General features: G+C 37.5%; 21 protein-coding genes. 1 reads left to right on the top strand and 20 read right to left on the bottom strand.

Annotation, left to right across the window (positions count from 1 at the left end):
* Together dapB and AA0X95_RS12165 are read right to left on the bottom strand one after the other, a co-directional pair.
* On the bottom strand, positions 1 to 804 hold the full coding sequence (dapB, locus tag AA0X95_RS12170) for a 4-hydroxy-tetrahydrodipicolinate reductase (protein ID WP_413309193.1): 804 nt from the start codon (positions 802 to 804) through the stop codon (positions 1 to 3).
* Positions 805 to 809: 5 nt separating this feature from the next.
* A complete protein-coding gene (locus AA0X95_RS12165; RefSeq protein ID WP_413309191.1) occupies positions 810 to 1,151 on the bottom strand; it encodes a nucleotide pyrophosphohydrolase in 342 nt (113 codons plus the stop codon).
* Positions 1,152 to 1,354: 203 nt separating this feature from the next.
* Here AA0X95_RS12165 and AA0X95_RS12160 point away from each other — a divergent pair, with 203 nt between their 5' ends.
* Positions 1,355 to 2,227: a YitT family protein gene (locus AA0X95_RS12160; RefSeq protein ID WP_413309189.1), complete on the top strand. Its 873-nt coding sequence runs from the start codon at positions 1,355 to 1,357 to the stop codon at positions 2,225 to 2,227.
* Between the two features lie 833 nt (positions 2,228 to 3,060).
* On the opposite strand, the gene AA0X95_RS12155 is transcribed toward AA0X95_RS12160, so the two are convergent.
* The 18 genes from AA0X95_RS12155 to ndk all read right to left on the bottom strand — a co-directional run bounded on the left by AA0X95_RS12155 (position 3,061) and on the right by ndk (position 17,794).
* Positions 3,061 to 3,741: a zinc metallopeptidase gene (locus AA0X95_RS12155; protein WP_413309187.1), complete on the bottom strand. Its 681-nt coding sequence runs from the start codon at positions 3,739 to 3,741 to the stop codon at positions 3,061 to 3,063.
* A gap of 58 nt (positions 3,742 to 3,799) precedes the next feature.
* Positions 3,800 to 4,588, bottom strand: a complete 789-nt coding sequence (ypjB, locus tag AA0X95_RS12150; RefSeq protein ID WP_413309987.1) for a sporulation protein YpjB — start codon at positions 4,586 to 4,588, stop codon at positions 3,800 to 3,802.
* A gap of 72 nt (positions 4,589 to 4,660) precedes the next feature.
* The gene (locus tag AA0X95_RS12145) at positions 4,661 to 5,254 is read right to left on the bottom strand and encodes a DUF1405 domain-containing protein (protein ID WP_413309185.1); all 594 of its coding nucleotides are present in this window, start codon (positions 5,252 to 5,254) and stop codon (positions 4,661 to 4,663) included.
* An 82-nt stretch (positions 5,255 to 5,336) separates the two neighbouring features.
* Positions 5,337 to 6,113, bottom strand: a complete 777-nt coding sequence (locus tag AA0X95_RS12140; protein ID WP_413309183.1) for a c-type cytochrome — start codon at positions 6,111 to 6,113, stop codon at positions 5,337 to 5,339.
* 59 nt (positions 6,114 to 6,172) lie between these two features.
* Positions 6,173 to 6,847 carry a menaquinol-cytochrome c reductase cytochrome b subunit gene (gene qcrB, locus AA0X95_RS12135; protein ID WP_308083387.1) on the bottom strand — a complete coding sequence of 225 codons (675 nt, stop codon included), beginning with the start codon at positions 6,845 to 6,847 and terminating at the stop codon, positions 6,173 to 6,175.
* Positions 6,848 to 6,850: 3 nt separating this feature from the next.
* A complete protein-coding gene (locus tag AA0X95_RS12130; RefSeq protein ID WP_413309181.1) occupies positions 6,851 to 7,357 on the bottom strand; it encodes a ubiquinol-cytochrome c reductase iron-sulfur subunit in 507 nt (168 codons plus the stop codon).
* A 141-nt stretch (positions 7,358 to 7,498) separates the two neighbouring features.
* Positions 7,499 to 7,963, bottom strand: a complete 465-nt coding sequence (locus AA0X95_RS12125; RefSeq protein ID WP_413309179.1) for a YpiF family protein — start codon at positions 7,961 to 7,963, stop codon at positions 7,499 to 7,501.
* 87 nt (positions 7,964 to 8,050) lie between these two features.
* Positions 8,051 to 8,617, bottom strand: coding sequence for a ReoY family proteolytic degradation factor (locus AA0X95_RS12120; protein WP_413309177.1), 567 nt, complete (start codon positions 8,615 to 8,617; stop codon positions 8,051 to 8,053).
* 32 nt (positions 8,618 to 8,649) lie between these two features.
* The gene (locus AA0X95_RS12115) at positions 8,650 to 9,915 is read right to left on the bottom strand and encodes a tetratricopeptide repeat protein (RefSeq protein WP_413309985.1); all 1,266 of its coding nucleotides are present in this window, start codon (positions 9,913 to 9,915) and stop codon (positions 8,650 to 8,652) included.
* 29 nt (positions 9,916 to 9,944) lie between these two features.
* Complete coding sequence (locus AA0X95_RS12110; RefSeq protein WP_413309175.1) at positions 9,945 to 10,262, bottom strand: hypothetical protein; 318 nt, start codon at positions 10,260 to 10,262, stop codon at positions 9,945 to 9,947.
* Complete coding sequence (locus AA0X95_RS12105; RefSeq protein WP_413309173.1) at positions 10,222 to 10,842, bottom strand: hypothetical protein; 621 nt, start codon at positions 10,840 to 10,842, stop codon at positions 10,222 to 10,224. Before AA0X95_RS12105 ends, AA0X95_RS12110 begins: the two co-directional genes overlap by 41 nt.
* A gap of 107 nt (positions 10,843 to 10,949) precedes the next feature.
* A complete protein-coding gene (aroA, locus tag AA0X95_RS12100) occupies positions 10,950 to 12,239 on the bottom strand; it encodes a 3-phosphoshikimate 1-carboxyvinyltransferase (protein ID WP_413309171.1) in 1,290 nt (429 codons plus the stop codon).
* Between the two features lie 27 nt (positions 12,240 to 12,266).
* Positions 12,267 to 13,370, bottom strand: a complete 1,104-nt coding sequence (locus AA0X95_RS12095; protein WP_413309169.1) for a prephenate dehydrogenase — start codon at positions 13,368 to 13,370, stop codon at positions 12,267 to 12,269.
* A gap of 37 nt (positions 13,371 to 13,407) precedes the next feature.
* Positions 13,408 to 14,496, bottom strand: a complete 1,089-nt coding sequence (hisC, locus tag AA0X95_RS12090) for a histidinol-phosphate transaminase (RefSeq protein WP_413309167.1) — start codon at positions 14,494 to 14,496, stop codon at positions 13,408 to 13,410.
* 51 nt (positions 14,497 to 14,547) lie between these two features.
* Positions 14,548 to 14,922 carry a chorismate mutase gene (aroH, locus tag AA0X95_RS12085; RefSeq protein ID WP_413309165.1) on the bottom strand — a complete coding sequence of 125 codons (375 nt, stop codon included), beginning with the start codon at positions 14,920 to 14,922 and terminating at the stop codon, positions 14,548 to 14,550.
* Between the two features lie 14 nt (positions 14,923 to 14,936).
* On the bottom strand, positions 14,937 to 16,007 hold the full coding sequence (gene aroB / locus AA0X95_RS12080; protein ID WP_413309163.1) for a 3-dehydroquinate synthase: 1,071 nt from the start codon (positions 16,005 to 16,007) through the stop codon (positions 14,937 to 14,939).
* Positions 16,007 to 17,179, bottom strand: coding sequence for a chorismate synthase (gene aroC / locus AA0X95_RS12075; protein WP_413309983.1), 1,173 nt, complete (start codon positions 17,177 to 17,179; stop codon positions 16,007 to 16,009). Before aroC ends, aroB begins: the two co-directional genes overlap by 1 nt.
* 168 nt (positions 17,180 to 17,347) lie before the next feature.
* Positions 17,348 to 17,794 (bottom strand): nucleoside-diphosphate kinase, encoded by a 447-nt coding sequence (gene ndk / locus AA0X95_RS12070; RefSeq protein WP_413309161.1) that lies wholly within the window; start codon positions 17,792 to 17,794, stop codon positions 17,348 to 17,350.
* Between the last annotated feature and the right edge of the window lie 106 nt (positions 17,795 to 17,900).

The following is a 17,900-nucleotide window of genomic DNA, read 5'->3' as shown; positions in this document are numbered from 1 at the left end:
CTATTCTAAAATATTTTCAAGTCCATAAACAAAGGACGGATTCTTCATTACTGACTCTACCGCTACCTTTACACCTGACATAAATGAGCTGCGGTTGTAAGAGTCATGACGAATCGTTAACGTCTGACCATCTGAACCAAATAAAACCTGCTGATGTGCAACCAACCCAGGCAATCGTACAGAATGAACGTGCATTCCATTAAATTCTGCACCACGTGCACCAGACAGTGTTTCCTTTTCATTAGGATGTCCCTGTTTCTTTGCCTCTCTTACAGCAGAGATCATCTCAGCTGTTTTTACAGCCGTACCAGAAGGGGCATCAAGTTTTTGATCATGATGCATTTCAATAATTTCGACATCATTAAAGTATTTAGCTGCCATCTGCGAAAACTTCATCATTAAAACCGCACCGATTGCAAAATTTGGTGCGATAATACAACCTAAATTCTTTTCTTCACAAATTTGCTGTAATTCATCTAAATTCCCTTTGGAAAAACCTGTTGTACCAACGACAGGGCGGATATTATACTCTAGGGCAGTTTTGGCATGGTACATACCAACCTCTGGAGTGGTTAAGTCAATTAACACATCTGCCTCTATATTTTGAAGACATTTCACAATGTCAGTATATACAGGCACACTTGAGATTGATTGGAACCCCTCAATATCACTAAGCATCATACCATCAAATTTATGATCAAGTACCGCCACTAGTTCAAATTGTTCTGTATTTGTTACAAGCTTTACAGCTTCACTCCCCATACGTCCACGTGGGCCAGCAATAATTATCTTAACTTTACTCATCTTCTTCACCCCATATTATCTTGATTAATTCTTGTCCAGCGATCCTTGTCCCTAGTATTGAATTTATTCATGACTATATCATGAGCCTCTTCTAAATCAATTTGTAAGGAATTAGCTAAACAGATGATTACAAAAAAAAGATCGCCAAGCTCTTCCTCTATCGCCTTTTCGGTTTCGCTTGATTTCTTTGGTTTCTCACCATAGTAATGATTTATCTCTCTTGCTAACTCTCCCAATTCTTCAGTCAATCTAGCAAGCATAGCCAAAGGACTAAAATACCCTTCCTTAAATTGCCCAATGTATGTATCAACCTCTTTTTGAAGTTCTTTCATTGACTTTGCAGCCATATATTTTCACCTCTTTTCGCAACACTAGTAAAACTTACTTAATCACTCTGTATATCATTTTTTATGTTAGCTAAATTAAGGATGATTTACAAATGTTTTCGTTTGTAATAGGCACTTTTCCCATTCGCATTGCTCTAACCATATTAATTCGCTATAATAAGAACCGCCATAAGAGAGAAATATATGGAAGAGGAGGCATGATCATGATATTTGGACTTAAAATAAAAAATATTCTTTTCATTTTATTAGGCGCTGCCATTTTTTCATTCGGCCTAGTTAATTTTAATATGCAGAATAAACTTGCTGAAGGTGGTTTCACTGGAATAACACTATTGCTTTACTTCTTGTTTGGCTGGAATCCTTCCTATACAAACTTAATATTGAATATCCCCCTATTTTTTATTGGATGGAAAATGCTAGGAAAAAATGCGTTTTTATATACAATCATCGGAACAGTTGGTGTTTCCATTTTTCTATGGATACTTCAACGCAATCCAGTAGATATGCCCCTTAAGAGTGATTTAACGTTAGCCGCCTTGTTTGCAGGTGTTTTCGCTGGTATTGGCCTAGGAATCATTTTTCGTTTTGGTGGTACAACGGGTGGAGTTGATATTATCGCCAGGCTTGCCCAAAAGTTCTTTGGTTGGGGCATGGGCAAAACGATGTTTCTTTTTGATGCTTGTGTCATTACACTCTCACTTATTACATACTTAAATTATAAAGAAGCTATGTATACGTTAGTGGCAGTTTTTGTAGGAGCAAGGGTCATTGATTTCATGCAAGAAGGGGCATACTCTGCAAGAGGAGCAATGATTATCTCTGAAAAGAACGAACAAATTGCCAAAAAAATTATGGAAGAAATGGATCGAGGAGTTACTGCTCTTAAAGGTTATGGTTCTTATACTAAAAATGAACGTGACGTTTTATATTGTGTCGTAGCTAAAAATGAGTTAATCCGACTAAAAAATTTAATTACCTCGGTTGATCCACATGCATTTATTTCTATTTCAGTGGTTCATGATGTTCATGGAGAAGGATTTACACTGGATGAAAATAAGATGCCAATAGGAGATTAAAAAAGGCTGTCGAAAAACTTTCGATAGCCTTTTTTTCACAAGAGCTCTTTAATGATTCACCGCATTAATTTACTGTGATACTAATATTATATAGGGCTTTCAATAAGTATGTTGATTTCCGCTCCAGGCGGCTTCGCTTTCCCGCGGGCGTTCCGGGGAGCCTCCTCGTCGCTTCGCTCCTGCGGGGTCTCCCCTGCCCCGTACTCCCGCAGGAGTCTTCGCCGCCTTCCGCTCCAATCAACAGTGAGTATTCAAATATACCTTCCATTCAACTAATAAATAATAATAATTGGTGAAATAATTGTTTAAGCCAAAGAGTTTAGACAAAGTGAATATGGATTTGTGTCTATTGATGAATTAGTTCTTTTTTCTAAATCAGAAAAATTGCTTTGTAAATTTAGAATAAAAAAAATGAACGAAGAATTGCATACTCGAAAGAGCTTTATAGGCTTCTTTACTGTTGGTTACGGGGATGAAAGAATGTAAGTGAACAGGTTCTCCTTACGGTTGCCTGCCAAAATATAAAAAGTTTGCAACACATTTAAGGTTAGATAAGGTGTGTTGCAATACTTCAGGCTGATTTACCCCTGTTGATTGGAGCGGAGGGTACTCGACTCCTGCGGGATATAGAGGTCACTCGAGACACCAAAGGCGCCAAAGCGCCGAGGAGGCTCCAGGACCTCCCCGCGGAAAGCGAGTGCCCGGAGCGGAAATCAACAGGCCCGTTAGCATGGTCAATTTTATAATAATCAGTATTTTAGGTTGGATAAAAATGAAAAATTGCCGAGAAATATTGAAAAAAGGCTGACAGGAGTCAGCCTTTTCTTTTGATATTAATCATCACTTCTATTCATACCCGTAAAGATAAGGACCAGTCTTAATAATTCAAGTACAGCGACAGCTGCTGCTGCTACATAAGTTAAAGCTGCTGCATTTAATACTTTTTTGGCTTCCCTTTCTTCGCCATTCCCTACTAAGCCTAAAGAAACTACTTGATCCATCGCCCTGTTGGAAGCATTAAATTCAACAGGCAGGGTGATAACTTGAAAAAGAACAGCTGCTGCCATAAAAATAATTCCAAGTAAAAGCATACCACTCATGTGTGCAAATATTCCAATCATAATCAGAATCCAAGAAAAATTTGACCCTATATTGGCAACTGGGACCAAGGCATGTCTAAAACGGAGGAAGGCATAACCCTCAGAGTCTTGAAGTGCGTGACCACATTCATGTGCCGCTACTGCAGCTGCTGCTATGGAGTGACCATGATAATTTTCTGGCGATAGACGTACAGTCTTCGTCCTTGGGTCATAGTGGTCACTTAAAAAGCCTCTACCCTCTTCAACTGCTACATTAAAGAGACCATTAGAATTTAATATTTGTCTTGCAACTTCAGCCCCTCTAACATAAGTTGATGAAGAAACCCGGGAATATTTTGAAAAGGTATTTTTAACTTTAAATTGGGCCCAAAGTGGAATAAGAATAATAACTGCAAAGTAAACAAGGTATAACATATTGATCCTCCCAATCAGCTCTTGATGCTATTCATTTTAGTAAAGCTGATTAGATGCGTCAATCTTTTAGGTCTCTTGAGCGGTTTTTCTTCAAATTTTTATCACCCTGATACTTGCGCCAGCCTACATAAGATAATGTCATGATAATAATACTGCCTGTTGAAATAATCACCCACCACAGTGATGGATCTGCTTCATCTTCTTCCATGTTAGCAAAAAGATTTTTCAAATCTGTATCAAGTGCAGTCAACTCTTGTTGACTGTCTGTATTAGTTAAAACCTGGGAACGATACTCATTAATAAAATCAATTCGTGCATCTAATCTTTGTATATTTTCTACTGGTACATCAATTTTCATACTTGGATATATGACATTATATAATGATAAAAAAGTATTAAAGTTTGAGTGAAAATGGGCAGTATCACCATTTATTGCTGCATTCTTCGCTTGGTGAAACGCAGTCATTATTTGCTCTTCCATTTCTGTCCATAAAGGCTGATGACTAGTTGCGATTGCATCAATGACAAGACGGAATTTTGTTAGTTTATTTAATCTTTCCTCATATTTCATATTGGGACTAACAGCAGCTTCCATCGCTTCATCATGGGAGGTATTAACAATCCTAACCTCATCCATTGTTAAGGGCTTTTCCATCCCAGTAATACTTATAAACTGATCTGAAAAGTAATCAAGTAATTTTTTTGCATCCTCATATCTATGAAACTTCACCATTTGTAGAGCCTCATCAGAGATATCATCTAGCTTCTCCATTGGCGATTGCTGTTCAGCATGTACAGTTATGGGAGTGAGCATAATGACAATTGCAAATATAAATAACCATTTCATTTTCAATCCTTGTCCCCCCTTTCATCACTATTAAAATGTATGAAAAGCTGGACAAGGTTAGACCATGTTAGATTATTTTATTTCAAGTGTGTACCTTCCAGGTCGAATAACAAAATAATATGCAAGTCCTATTGAAACAATTGAGAGCCAGAAAGTGAAGTATCCAATCTGTGGCGTGTAGCGATTGAGCATATGATAACTAGGTAACATGAAAAATACGTAATCAATGACATCATTATGTAGAGTCCAAATAGCCGTAACAATTAAATGCCACCATTTAAAGCGGTAAAAAGGCGCATATAATAGTCCTTGAACTGCCATCGCAAAATGGGAGAATATTAGCATGTAGCCAATCCAATCTAATTCTCCTTGAACAAAGTAAACAAGGATATTCATTACAACAGCCCAGATGCCATACTTAAAAAGTGTGACAATTGCTAAAGCTTCTAATATCGGCCAATTTCTCTTTAATAAAAATGCAAGAAGGACAAACACAAAAAATAAACTTGCAGTTGGACTATCTGGCACAAATAAAAGAAAAATGGCTGGTGTCTCCTTTAATTGCCACCCATACCAATAATATCCATATAATGTTCCTGCTATATTAATTAAAAGTAAGATTTGAAGGATTGAACGATTTGCCAAGAGAGGATAAACCCAACGCACAAAATCTCCCCTTTTCAATTTCTATTTTTAAGGATATGTAATAAAAAAGCTGACGATTCCCCGTCAGCTTTTCTCGATTTAATTATTCTTTACCCAATCCAGAAATAAATTCTGAAAGTTTCTTTAACTCTTCATCAGTACCTTTAAAGACACCTGGAGGCATTTTACCGCCTTTACCTTCTTTAGCAATCTTTGCTACCTCATCAGCTGATAAACCAGTTCCAATGAGTGTTGGTGCGCCTGCACCACCTTGAAGATTTTCACCATGACAAGTTATACAAGTGTTTTTACTAGCAATTTGGTAACCTTCACTTGACTTATCGATTTCCACTTTAGGAACAATCTTACCTTGACGTTCTGCAGCGGCCCAGTCATGAGTAGCAACGGATTCCCACGTTAAAAACACGATGGAAGCCAACGCTAATAACATAAATCCAGTAGCAAGAGGACGCTTTGTTGGGCGGCGTTCCGGTCCACGATCAAGGAACGGTGCCAATAATAGTCCTCCAAAAGCAAGTCCAGGCATAATCATTGCACCAATAACTGTATATGGACCAGATGCAAATGAGTATTTTAATAATTGGTACAAGAACAAGAAATACCAGTCTGGTAATGGAATATATCCTGTATCAGTTGGATCAGCAATCCTTTCAAGCGGAGCTGGATGTGCTACTGTTAAGCATAAATACCCGACTAGAAATACAGCTCCTACCATCCATTCTTTCAAAAGGAAGTTCGGCCAAAATGCCTCTGTTTTACCAGGGTATTCTGAATAATCTTTAGGAAGCATCTGTTTACGTGCTTCAGGTGCTAACACACGAGAATCACCTACGAACTTCATACCTTTACCTTTATGCATCGAGAAATCCCCTCCTTTTTCCGTAGAGATTAGAAAAAATATACTATGTCAGATTAATTTTATAGTGGGCCAGAAATACCTTGCTTACGAATCATGATAAAGTGAGCTCCCATTAATCCAAGCAATGCACCAGGTAAGAAGAATACGTGGATTGCAAAGAAACGAGTTAATGTCTGAGCACCAACGATGTGTTCATGACCTGCAAGTAAAACCTTCACATAAGTTCCAATGAATGGAGTGGCTTCAGCAATTTGAAGACCTACTTTAGTTGCAAATAACGCTTTCATATCCCATGGTAATAAATAACCTGTAAACCCTAAACCAAGCATAACGAAGAAAATAAGAACTCCGACAACCCAGTTCAATTCACGAGGCTTTTTATAGGCACCCTGGAAAAAGACGCGAAGTGTATGTAAAAACATCATGACAAGTACTAAACTTGCACCCCAGTGATGCATTCCACGTACGATTTGTCCAAAAGCAACTTCATTTTGTAGATAATATACAGATTCCCAAGCGTTTTTAATATCTGGTACATAGTACATTGTTAAAAACATACCAGATAAAATTTGAATGACAGTTACGAAGAATGTTAGACCGCCAAAGCAATATACAAACGCAGAAAAATGATGCGCTGGATTAACATGCTCTGGTACTTCATGGTCTGCGATATCGCGCCACAAAGGCGTAATATCTAAACGTTCATCTACCCAATCGTAAATTTTGTTTAACAATGATTACGCCTCCTTCCGTGGTTGAGCTTTTCCTAAATAAAGGTACCCGTCTTTTTCTTTGTTCGGATACGTATCAAGTGGTGCTAACGGTGGTGTTCCTGGTATGTTTTTACCGTTTTTCTCATATCGACCATAATGGCATGGGCAGAAGAATTGGTTTGGATATTTCTTATCAGTATTCCAGCCAACTGTACAGCCTAGATGCTTACATACAGGTGATAAAGCAACAATTTTACCATCATCATCCTTGTAAACCCAAGCAGTATTTGTTACTTCAGACTCATACCAAGCATCCTTTTGCTTGAAGGTGAAGTCAACACGAACTGGTTCTTTAGTAATTTCAGAAACTTTTTGTTTTGTTGCAATAAAGTCTCCGCCTTCTTCAGCCTTTAATACAGGATCTACTGCAAAACGAACCATTGGCATTAACATTCCGGCTGCCATGAAACCGCCTACACCAGTTAATGTGTAGCTTAAAAATTGACGTCTTGAAACGCGCTCTTTACTCATGATTATCCCCCCTCTATTCACGAAGTTAAGTCCAGCGGACAATAAATTAAACACATATAAAACTAGGACATAACAATGATATATCAATCTGCAAGCAAGGTCAATATCATACTATTTTAAAAACATATAATATGAATAGTTTTACTCATTTTCATGCCATTTTTGCGTAAAAAGAATAAAAAGTTGCTTAACTTGGCTGTCAATCATTTCCATTTTCTGAGAATTATTCATATGTTCAAGCGGGAGAGTTGGCAGCCATATTATTGAGCCATTTAGATCTTCTTCCCGACTTCGCCAATCAATGTCAGATGTTATGTAAAACAAATGCTTAAATGACCCTTGTAAAATCGACTTTTCCCACTCCTGTAAGGCTGTTACACTTTTTTCTCTCTCCTCATTTTTGAGATAAGTAAAAGGCGGGAATAATAATATTCTTCCTGTAAACTGCCTTTCTAAATGATTTGTTAATAAAGTAATAAACTCTGCCGATGCGGCTGATTGTTTCATATCCTCTCCAACTGAAACAGAATAAAGCGGTATAATAGCAGTATCTACGTATTCCTTCGCAGTTATGTAAGTCTCAATATCTTGTGGAACCCATTTCATTATATTTACACCAACCTTTTTGATTACTAACCATATATTATCATTATTTTTTACTACAACAAAAGCAAAATAAAAAAAGAAGAATGCTTAGAGCAAACTTCCCTTTTGTTGAACAGCCATTAGTTTATTTAATTTTTCTGTTAACATTTCAAATGCCATGCGATCTTGTTTGTCAAGGGCTTCATCAATCAATTGAAGTAACTTCTCACGTTGAAAACGTTTTATACTATCCTGTAAGAGTTGTTCTGCAATTATTCCATCCTTTTCGTTCACTTGTAAATGTTTGGGAACGAAGGGATTTTCTTCTAGAACAGCAACATATTGATGAGCTTGATTTGAAGCATGAAAGTTTAGCTGGATAAATATATCCTCATCCCTATTAAGCCGGATATCATGAAAGGATTTTTCTGCATCGGTTGTCATGACATTTTCCTTATAGAATCGAAATGGTACTTTATCTACACAGTGTGTAGACATAATTAATCCTCTTGGACAGTACTGTGCTTGCTCAACAAAATGAACCTTTTCCATTAACTGATCGTGGCTCATTAAATAGTTTAAGATCCAAACACATTCTCTCCTCTTTAATTGGTAGTGATTTAAAAACCAGCGAATAAAGTCTTTCTTCTCGTTGACAGAAACAGGGGTTGCCATGATAGTTTCCCTCCTCTGCATAGTCAGCATTCTTAATCTTGTATTTCGGTTAAACGGTCGAGTAAGTCTAAGTACTCTACATTTGTTGGATCATCAATAAGTAGTTGTTTAAAAATTTCGGCGGCTCGGTCGTTTTTTCCTTCCTCAATTAGAAAATATCCAAAATCAAGTAAAAAGGCTTCATTATTCTTAAAAAAAGTATATGCACTTTCATATTTGTCTAATGCGTATGAATATTCTTCAAGCTTCTCAAATGCATGGGCAGAATCCCATAAAAGCTGAGGTTCTTCATCCTCTACATACTCAATTTGAGAAATTAGATCAATAACATCATCATACCGTTCTTGTTGAAAAAATAGTTTATTTAAGGTAAGTGCAGCTTCCGTAAACCCCGGGTCTAAGGCGAGAGACTCACGAAATAATTCCTCTGCTTCTTTTACCTTGCCTAGCTTGATAGCGATTTTACCACCATAAAAAAATAGTTCTTTATTAAATTCGTCTTGTTTAATTCCATCTTTTATTGCCTCAAGGCTATTTTCTAGTTCTTCTTCCCGCTCATATGCCTTTGCAAGATGTAAATAAAGTGAATGGTATTCAGGATCAAGTCCTTTTAGTTCATTAAATTTTTCAATAGCAGTCCGATTGTAACCAGCTTGGAGCGCGGTAAACGCATAACCAAACAATGTATTAATCTCTAACTTTTCATCCAGTGCCTTATCATAGTACATCAACGCGTCCTCAAAAGCACCCGAAGCACTCAGTAGGTCAGCCATTCTTTGATGAATATTGACCCCAGCAATTTCGTGTTCTTCCTTTAATACCACTTCATAAGCATTCAATGCCTTTGTTACTTCGCCTTGTTCACTAAATAGCTCACCTAAAGCAAAATCAATAATTACTTCATTGGGCAATATTTCTTTAGCCTTTAAAAGTTTTCTTTCACATACCTCATAAAGCCCCTGGATTTGATAAAGATCTGCTAGCAATAATAATGACTGTCCATAATTAGCATCTTGTTCTGAAATTTGTTCTAGGACTAAAATGGCTTCTTCTTCTTCTCCTGTCTCAACTAATATTTCACCGAGCAAAACAAGAAGCTCTCCCTCTTCAGGGTAAATTTTTAACAGATTTTCAATTAAAGCCTTAGCTTCCTCTAAGAAACCAAATTGGTATAACTCTTCTCCAAGTATAAATTTCTCTTCAGGCATGCCGCTATTTAATACAACATTATATTCAGTTAAAGCCTCATTATGTTGGCCGTTTTCTAACATGCTAATAATTTTATTTACTCTGTCCATTGGCATAATACCTCTTCTCCCCCTTGATATTACAAAGAAAAATAAGATGGGGTTCGCACCTTAACATGTTCTCCATTTCCAGGTTTAAATAAAACATTTCCCGCTGAACGGATCACCTTTCCTTTGTGAACTGTAACTGCAAGTCTATCACCATGATAATGAAATAAATGAAGTTCATCAACCTTCTTGATTTCTCTACCTTTTAAATACAAATTATAGCTTAACTCGGTTCCGCTCATTAGGCTAGCTTTTTGCGGATATAAACCAATTTTATTTAATAACGGTACTGGCAAAGGTTGATTTTCATCAATTTCCTCGTAGTGTGCAGGTATTTTTTCTTTTAACATGATACCTTTCCATTTCGACAGAACTGCCTTTTGTTCCTTCTTTAGTGGAGGAGAAATTATTGGAAAAAGTGGGCAATTGAAAGGAAAAAGAGGCTTCCCTTATCCATCCCCAAGGTATTTTTTCTAACTCATCTTGATTTGTAAGCTCAACGAATATAGCTGGCAGCTTATTTTTCTTACAATTTCTAATAAAGTTTGGTGTTATAAGGCGCGCAGGAATCTTCACTCCAATAATAAAATCAATCGGGCAACTAATTAAAGAGGTTTTTACTTCATTTATCTTTTCTTCTAATTCATTTTCATATAACACATTTGCATAGGTAAATAAAGTAGTACAGCCCTTTAACAGGAATTGTTCAATCAAACATTTTTTCATGTCTGGAAATGACCGTATACTTGGGATGGTTGAATTTAAAAGAACAAAAGTAGGGGTCATAAAAAATGGTTCAACATCCATCTTCATTAACCGATAATGAGGCAAACTACCTTGAACTGTAGTTATGCGATCTTCTGTGACTAGAATTGAACATGAAGTTAACCTCTCGCCTTTAAGGATATTGGCATTTTCAATGATATACAAGAGCACACCACCCGCTTTCCTCTTTAAGACAAGCTATGCTCAAATAGACAAAACTATGACTTCGAGATTGTTTTGGCCAAAAAAATAAAGCCGCAGTCATTGCAGCTTTATTGAATAAGGTTATTTAAATGCTCAAAGAAGTTCGGGTATGAAACAGAAATAGCTTCTGGTTTTTCTAGGAGAACCTCTCCCTTACTCAGGAGGGCTGCTACAGCCAGCATCATCCCAATGCGGTGGTCTCCGTGACTTGAAACAACTCCACCATGTAATTTAGACTTTCCATGGATAACCATCCCATCCTCAGTCGCCTCTATGGATGCCCCTATTTTTTTTAGTTCTAGTACCACCGTATCAATGCGATTGGTTTCTTTTACCTTTAGCTCTTCTGCATCTTTAATGATTGTATCCCCTTCAGCCTGAGTTGCCATAAGAGCAATAATTGGAATCTCGTCAATTAATTTTGGAATCAAATCACCTTCAATGATTGTTCCCTTTAGAAATGACGACTTGATAATTAGGTCTCCGGTAGGTTCAAACTGATTGTCCTGATTTTCATGAATTTCTAAATCAGCACCCATTTTTTGCAATACTTCTATAATCCCTGTTCTAGTTGAGTTAAGGCCAACATTTTTAAGGTGAATTTCACTCCCAGGTATGATTGCTCCTGCAACTAAGAAAAAGGCAGCTGAAGAAATGTCACCAGGAACATGAATCGAAGCAGATGTTAGCTTTTGACCACCTTTGACCGTTATTACTTTGTTATCTTTTTCGATTTCTCCACCGAATCTACGAATCATTCTTTCAGTATGGTCACGAGTTTCAGCAGGCTCTATTATCTGACTCTCACCATCCGCTTGTAAACCCGCTAGAATGAGTGCTGATTTCACCTGTGCACTTGCAACAGGGAGTGTATAATTAATTGATTTTAATTGCCCCCCACGAATAGAAAGCGGAGTATAGGATCCACTATGTCTCCCATCTATTTTTGCCCCCATATTTGATAATGGATTTGTTACCCTTGTCATTGGCCTTTTTCCAATTGACTCATCACCAATTAACGATGAGAAAAACGGTCTTCCAGCCAATATACCCATTAATAATCGAATAGTCGTCCCAGAGTTGCCAACATCCAATAGCTCATTGGGCTCTGATAACCCTTCGAACCCATTTCCGTAAATACGTATTTGGTCATTATTTTCTTCAATTCTTACACCGAGTTTCCTGAAACAGGAGATGGTACTTAAACAATCATCACCCTTTAGAAAGTTAGTTACCGTTGTCACACCGTGTGCAACGGAACCAAACATAACCGATCGGTGAGAGATTGATTTATCTCCAGGAATGGTTACCTCACCAATTAAACGACCTATATCAGTCTTAAGTGTTAATGCTGCCATAAAATCACCTTTTTAAATCATTTTTTGTTAGGAACCAATGGAGGTGGCATAGCATGAGTAGGTACCAATACATTGTTCTGCTCTTTGCCGGTCCTCCTCAGATTGAAAACTGATAACCAAAACTCCATTTATATCTTCTCTTGTTTCTAAAATTCTAATATTGGTGATACTAATGTTTTCTTTTGCTAAGTAGCCAGTTATTTCAGAAATTACGCCAGGGTAATCTGGTACATCTACAAATAAATCATAAAAGGCAGGAATAGCTCCTTTTTCCTTTTGTGGAAGACTATCACGGAATTCCTTTGCTTGTTTGAAATAATTGAAAATTGCTCCACTATTTTGATTTTCAAGCAATGTTTTAATCCCATTCATTTCATCCTGCCATTGTTCTAGCAAACTTATTAAAATCTCCCGATTATTAAGCAAAATATCTTTCCACATCTCAGGACTACTAGAGGCAATACGTGTAATATCCCTAAATCCGCCCGCAGTCAAACGTGGAATTAGATTTTCAGCTTCTGCTAATTTTTCTGTTTGTCGAACAATTGATGCCGCAATAATATGCGGAAAATGGCTAACGATGCCGGTAAGATAGTCATGAGTTTCGGGGGTTATTATTAAAAATTTTGCACTAGTCCCTTTTAACCAATTTTTCAATTGGTTTACCTTACTATTCTCAATATGGCTTTCAGGCGTTAGCAAATAAAATGCATTTTCAAAGAGAATTTCCTTCGCAGCAGAAACACCACTTTTATGAGAGCCAGCCATCGGATGCCCACCAATAAAAGTGATACCTTGCTCCTTTAAGCTAGCCGAACTTTCTACAATTTTCGTTTTTGTACTACCTGTATCAGTTACAATGACATTCGGATTTAATGGTAACTCTGAAAGCAACTGAATAATTTGTTTTGTCTCATTAACAGGTGCAGCAATTATAATTAAATCTGCATTTATTGCACCATCAATAATACTTTCAGCTACCTCATCAATTACTCCCAACATTTTGGCTAGACGGACTTGTTCGCTGTTAATATCAAATCCGATAATAGTTGCTTTATGCTCTTTTTGGATACATAAAGCTAATGATCCTCCAATCAACCCTAAACCAATAACAAAAACCCGGCCTTTCATTGATTTTTCCCCCTATTATGAAAAGCGCAAGAACATGTTACTTTTCAGCTAGAAATTCGCTTAATGCGTTTAATACACCTTCGTTCTGCTCAAAAGAACCAACGGTAATTCTAACAGCAGTTGGAAAGCCAAGAGGTCTACCAGAACGTACGATATAACCTTTTGTTTGTAAATAATGAAAAACCTCGTCCCCGTCTGTCTGACAATCAATCAGTATAAAGTTTGTCTGAGAAGGATAATAACTTAGTTCAAATTTCTCACAAAATGAATAGAATTGTTCAAGACCCTGTCTATTTTTTGTTTTACATTCTTCGACAAACCCTTGATCCTTAACGGCAGCAGCTGCTGCTAATTGCCCTAAAGTATTGACATTAAACGGTTCTCTGGCAGGTTCCAGTGCTTTGATTATCGCTCGATTTGCTACCCCATATCCAACCCTTAAAGCTGCTAGTCCGTAAACTTTCGAAAAAGTTCTTAGGACAATTAAATTTTCATACTTTCGTGTTAGATTAATGGAATCATAGTAATCATCCGCCACAACGTACTCATAGTACGCTTCATCAAGAACAACAAGAATATGTGATGGAACACGATCAAGGAAATTAATTAATTTATATTCTGGTATATATGTACCTGTTGGGTTATTTGGGCTGCATACCCAAATAATATTGGTTTGTCCGTCAACAGCCTCAAGCATTGCATCTAAGTCATGTTCACCTTCAACAAGCGGAATTTCCTTAATAACCGCACCTTCAATGACAGCATTATGCTTGTACTGGGAAAAGGTTGGTGTTGCCATAACCGTACTAGCATTGGGATGTAATAGTGCTCTAGAGATAATTTGAATGAGGTTGTCTGACCCATTTCCTAAAATAAGTTCTTCCTCATTAACATTTAAAAAAGAAGCAAGTGTCTCTCTTAAATGAGTCGCATAGCCATCTGGATAGATGGCCATACTGGTTTGATGGCCTTGAAGAGCAGCCATTGCCTGCTTGGAACATCCAAAGGGATTTTCATTTGATGCTAATTTTATAATTTGATCCAAGTTGAACTCTTTCTTTACTGCCTCAATTGATTTTCCTGGTTGATAGGGAGTCAGTGTTAATAATTGTTCTTTCCATCTCATTTTCCCCACTCCAATCGTTTATGGTAATAACTTTCTTTTAACAGGATTCTCTTATAATGATAACTTACTGTCAAGGTCAGGCCTTAGTGATTTCGCTTCATTTAAATAGATATGTTGGATTTCTTGTTGAGATTTTGATGTATTTACATGCATCATTATTCTTACACACATGTCCAATGAGTTTTGAACTGGAATTTCGCGCATACACATAACTGGCACATAGGTCCATCCTTGAAACCTCCGTAGTGCCTTTGCCGGAAATGCTGCATTAACATCTTCGGTTGTGGAAATGAATATAGATGCAACAGAATCGGGATGTATTTCATTCATTTCTATCATATTTGTTAGAAGCTCTTCAGTTGCAGAAACGATGATCTCTTCTGAATTCTCAGTAACAGTCGTAGCTCCTCTTACCCCTCTGATCATGAAAATCCCCCTTTTTATAACCTTTTTAGTTCTTCTAACAAAACCTTCTCAGATACTTCCTGTAGTTTGGGCTGGCCAATTTGTTGCAATAATACAAAACGATAGGATTCTCCAACTGACTTTTTATCCTGTTTCATTTTACTCAGTAAAAGGTCCATAGATAAATGACTTGGCAATTTAGTATCATATCCAAGTTCTGTCACCCATTTAACAAATTCGGTTACATTAAACGATAAATTCAGTAATTGAGTGCTCAGTTTTAGGGCATAAACCATTCCAATCATCACGGCTTCCCCATGTGTAAAGTTCCCATATCCCATTTCTGATTCAATCGCATGTCCTAATGTATGACCAAAATTTAAATACGCTCGTACTCCTGTTTCCCTTTCGTCCTGAGATACAAATTTATTTTTAACTTTAATTCCCTTTATTAACGAATCCGCTAAACGTTCATTGTTAATTGATTGGATATCACGAACATGTAATTGCAGCCAATAATAAAAGTCAGGATCAGAAATAAGTGCATGCTTAATAACCTCTGCAAATCCAGAGCGAATTTCTTGCACAGGTAGCGTTTTTAACCATTCCAAGTCGTAAAAGACAGCTTCTGGCTGATAAAAAGCTCCTATCATATTTTTCCCGAGAGGATGATTAATTGCTACCTTGCCACCTACCGCACTATCATGAGCTAATATGGTAGTCGGAATCTGGATAAACGGAATCCCTCTCATATAAGAAGCTGCAACAAAGCCTGATAAATCTCCTACTGCTCCACCACCAAAAGAAAGAATGAGAGATTTTCGGTCAAGACCGTTTTCGAGTGCTTTAGACAGAGCTTGATAATATACTTCAAAGGTTTTCGCCTTTTCACCACTTGGTGCGATAAAAACAATAGGATTCCATGCACTTAGAACAGTTTGTAGTTCTTGTAGGTGGAGGGTGGCAACCGTTTCATCCGTAATAATTAATATTCTTGTTAGGCCCGTAAGATGATTGGTTATATAATCATTTAATTCTTTTCTTACACCGTCCCCAACAAAGACAGGATAACTTTTTGACGCCGTGTGAATTTGAATGGTTTCCATTAAAACTCCCTCGCATATTCATGCTGCCTTTTAATTTCATCCATAAATGTATCAAAACGATCACTAGAAAATTGTTCCACTAGTGAATTTGCCAGTTCCCAAGCAATGACATGTTCTGCCACTACAGCCGCAGCAGGAACTGCACAGCTATCTGAACGTTCAATACTTGCAGCAAAAGGCTCTTTCGTCTCTATATCCACGCTCATCAAAGGCTTATATAGAGTTGGTATCGGCTTCATCACACCCCTAACAACAATCGGCATTCCTGTAGTCATACCTCCCTCAAAGCCACCCAACCGGTTGGTCTTGCGGTAATAGCCCATCTCTTCATCCCAAGCAATTTCATCATGCACTTCACTTCCAGGCTTTCTTGCTGCCTCAAAGCCAATTCCAAATTCAACACCCTTAAAGGCATTTATGCTGACAATTGCACCTGCTAGTTTTGCATCTAATTTCCGGTCATAATGGACATAACTTCCTACTCCGGCAGGCATGCCTGTGACAATAACCTCTACAACCCCACCAATTGAATCTCCATTTTTCTTTGCATCATCAATGGCTTCCATCATTTCTACTTCCACATTTGGATCTGCCACACGAACAGGAGATTGTTCTGCTCTTTCTTTCAGTTCAATGATGGATAACGAAGAGTCAACCTTGGCTTTCACTCCGCCAATTTCTACTACGTGAGCAACGACATCCACTCCAACTAAGGACAACAATTTCTTTGCAACTGCACCTGCTGCCACCCTTACCGTTGTCTCACGAGCTGATGAACGTTCAAGTACATTTCTCATATCTCGATGGCCATATTTTATAGCTCCATTTAAATCAGCATGACCCGGCCTAGCACGCGTTATTTTACGCTTAATTTCGTCTTCCTGTCCTTCTTTCAAGGGTTCAGCACCCATAATATTCGTCCAGTGCTTCCAGTCATTATTCTTAACTACAAGGGCTATTGGTGAGCCGAGTGTTTGTCCATGTCGAACACCTGATACGATTTCTGCCGTATCTTTCTCGATTTGCATTCTTCTGCCACGTCCATGACCCTTTTGACGTCTTGCTAGTCCCTCATTAATATCCTCAGCTAATAATGGCATCCCAGCAGGAAAGCCTTCTAGTATTGTTGTTAGTTGTGGTCCATGAGATTCTCCCGCTGTTAAGTATCTAATCCCCATTCTCTTTCCCCCTTCAACTCATTAAAGAATTATGTATCAATATAACATATCATGCTCAATAAACCTAGTATAACTATTCAGAAAATATGGAAAAATATTTTGTAATCGTATACAAAAAGGCACTCGTATATTAACTATACAAGTGCCTTTAAATTATTTAGATTAGTAAATCCATTCGTTTACTAATTTTGTGTACTCAACTACTCCTGTATCCTTAAAGAATAAGCCAATTTCACGCTCAGCACTAGTAGGAGAATCAGATCCATGAATAACATTTTTACCAACTGTTAAACCAAAGTCTCCACGGATTGTTCCAGGCGCTGCATCCTTTGGATTAGTTGATCCCATCATTTGGCGTGCAGTAGCAATTACATTTTCACCCTGCCAAACCATTGCGAATACAGGACCGGAAGTAATAAAGTCTACTAACTCTCCAAAGAAAGGGCGTTCTTTATGCTCTCCGTAATGCTCCTCAGCAAGTTCAGTAGGAATGTTCATTAACTTTGCTCCAACTAATTGGAAGCCCTTTCTTTCAAATCGTGAAACAACTTCCCCGATTAAATTACGCTGTACGCCGTCAGGCTTTACCATTAAAAATGTTTTTTCCATGAATTCCACTCCTAATTAATTATGTATAATGATTGTTAGTCAAAAACAATCCATGAAAAATGTTACCATTTTTTCGAATATTGTGCAAGTTGATATAAATAAATGA

The organism is Neobacillus phoenicis (genome assembly GCF_047302305.1).
Classification (GTDB): Bacteria; Bacillota; Bacilli; order Bacillales; family Cytobacillaceae; genus Neobacillus.
The sequence above is the reverse complement of the archived record's forward strand: the minus strand, read 5'-3'. Positions and strand labels throughout refer to the sequence as shown.

Bases quoted from the DNA above. Each gene is read 5' to 3' on its own strand.
- dapB (WP_413309193.1), bottom strand. From the start codon at position 804: ATGAGTAAAGTTAAGATAATTATTGCTGGCCCACGTGGACGTATGGGG.
- AA0X95_RS12165 (WP_413309191.1), bottom strand. From the start codon at position 1,151: ATGGCTGCAAAGTCAATGAAAGAACTTCAAAAAGAGGTTGATACATAC.
- AA0X95_RS12160 (WP_413309189.1), top strand. From the start codon at position 1,355: ATGATATTTGGACTTAAAATAAAAAATATTCTTTTCATTTTATTAGGC.
- AA0X95_RS12155 (WP_413309187.1), bottom strand. From the start codon at position 3,741: ATGTTATACCTTGTTTACTTTGCAGTTATTATTCTTATTCCACTTTGG.
- ypjB (WP_413309987.1), bottom strand. From the start codon at position 4,588: ATGAAATGGTTATTTATATTTGCAATTGTCATTATGCTCACTCCCATA.
- AA0X95_RS12140 (WP_413309183.1), bottom strand. From the start codon at position 6,113: ATGCATAAAGGTAAAGGTATGAAGTTCGTAGGTGATTCTCGTGTGTTA.
- AA0X95_RS12130 (WP_413309181.1), bottom strand. From the start codon at position 7,357: ATGAGTAAAGAGCGCGTTTCAAGACGTCAATTTTTAAGCTACACATTA.
- AA0X95_RS12125 (WP_413309179.1), bottom strand. From the start codon at position 7,963: ATGAAATGGGTTCCACAAGATATTGAGACTTACATAACTGCGAAGGAA.
- AA0X95_RS12120 (WP_413309177.1), bottom strand. From the start codon at position 8,617: ATGGCAACCCCTGTTTCTGTCAACGAGAAGAAAGACTTTATTCGCTGG.
- AA0X95_RS12115 (WP_413309985.1), bottom strand. From the start codon at position 9,915: ATGGACAGAGTAAATAAAATTATTAGCATGTTAGAAAACGGCCAACAT.
- AA0X95_RS12110 (WP_413309175.1), bottom strand. From the start codon at position 10,262: ATGTTAAAAGAAAAAATACCTGCACACTACGAGGAAATTGATGAAAAT.
- aroA (WP_413309171.1), bottom strand. From the start codon at position 12,239: ATGGCAGCATTAACACTTAAGACTGATATAGGTCGTTTAATTGGTGAG.
- AA0X95_RS12095 (WP_413309169.1), bottom strand. From the start codon at position 13,370: ATGAAAGGCCGGGTTTTTGTTATTGGTTTAGGGTTGATTGGAGGATCA.
- hisC (WP_413309167.1), bottom strand. From the start codon at position 14,496: ATGAGATGGAAAGAACAATTATTAACACTGACTCCCTATCAACCAGGA.
- aroH (WP_413309165.1), bottom strand. From the start codon at position 14,922: ATGATCAGAGGGGTAAGAGGAGCTACGACTGTTACTGAGAATTCAGAA.
- aroB (WP_413309163.1), bottom strand. From the start codon at position 16,007: ATGGAAACCATTCAAATTCACACGGCGTCAAAAAGTTATCCTGTCTTT.
- ndk (WP_413309161.1), bottom strand. From the start codon at position 17,794: ATGGAAAAAACATTTTTAATGGTAAAGCCTGACGGCGTACAGCGTAAT.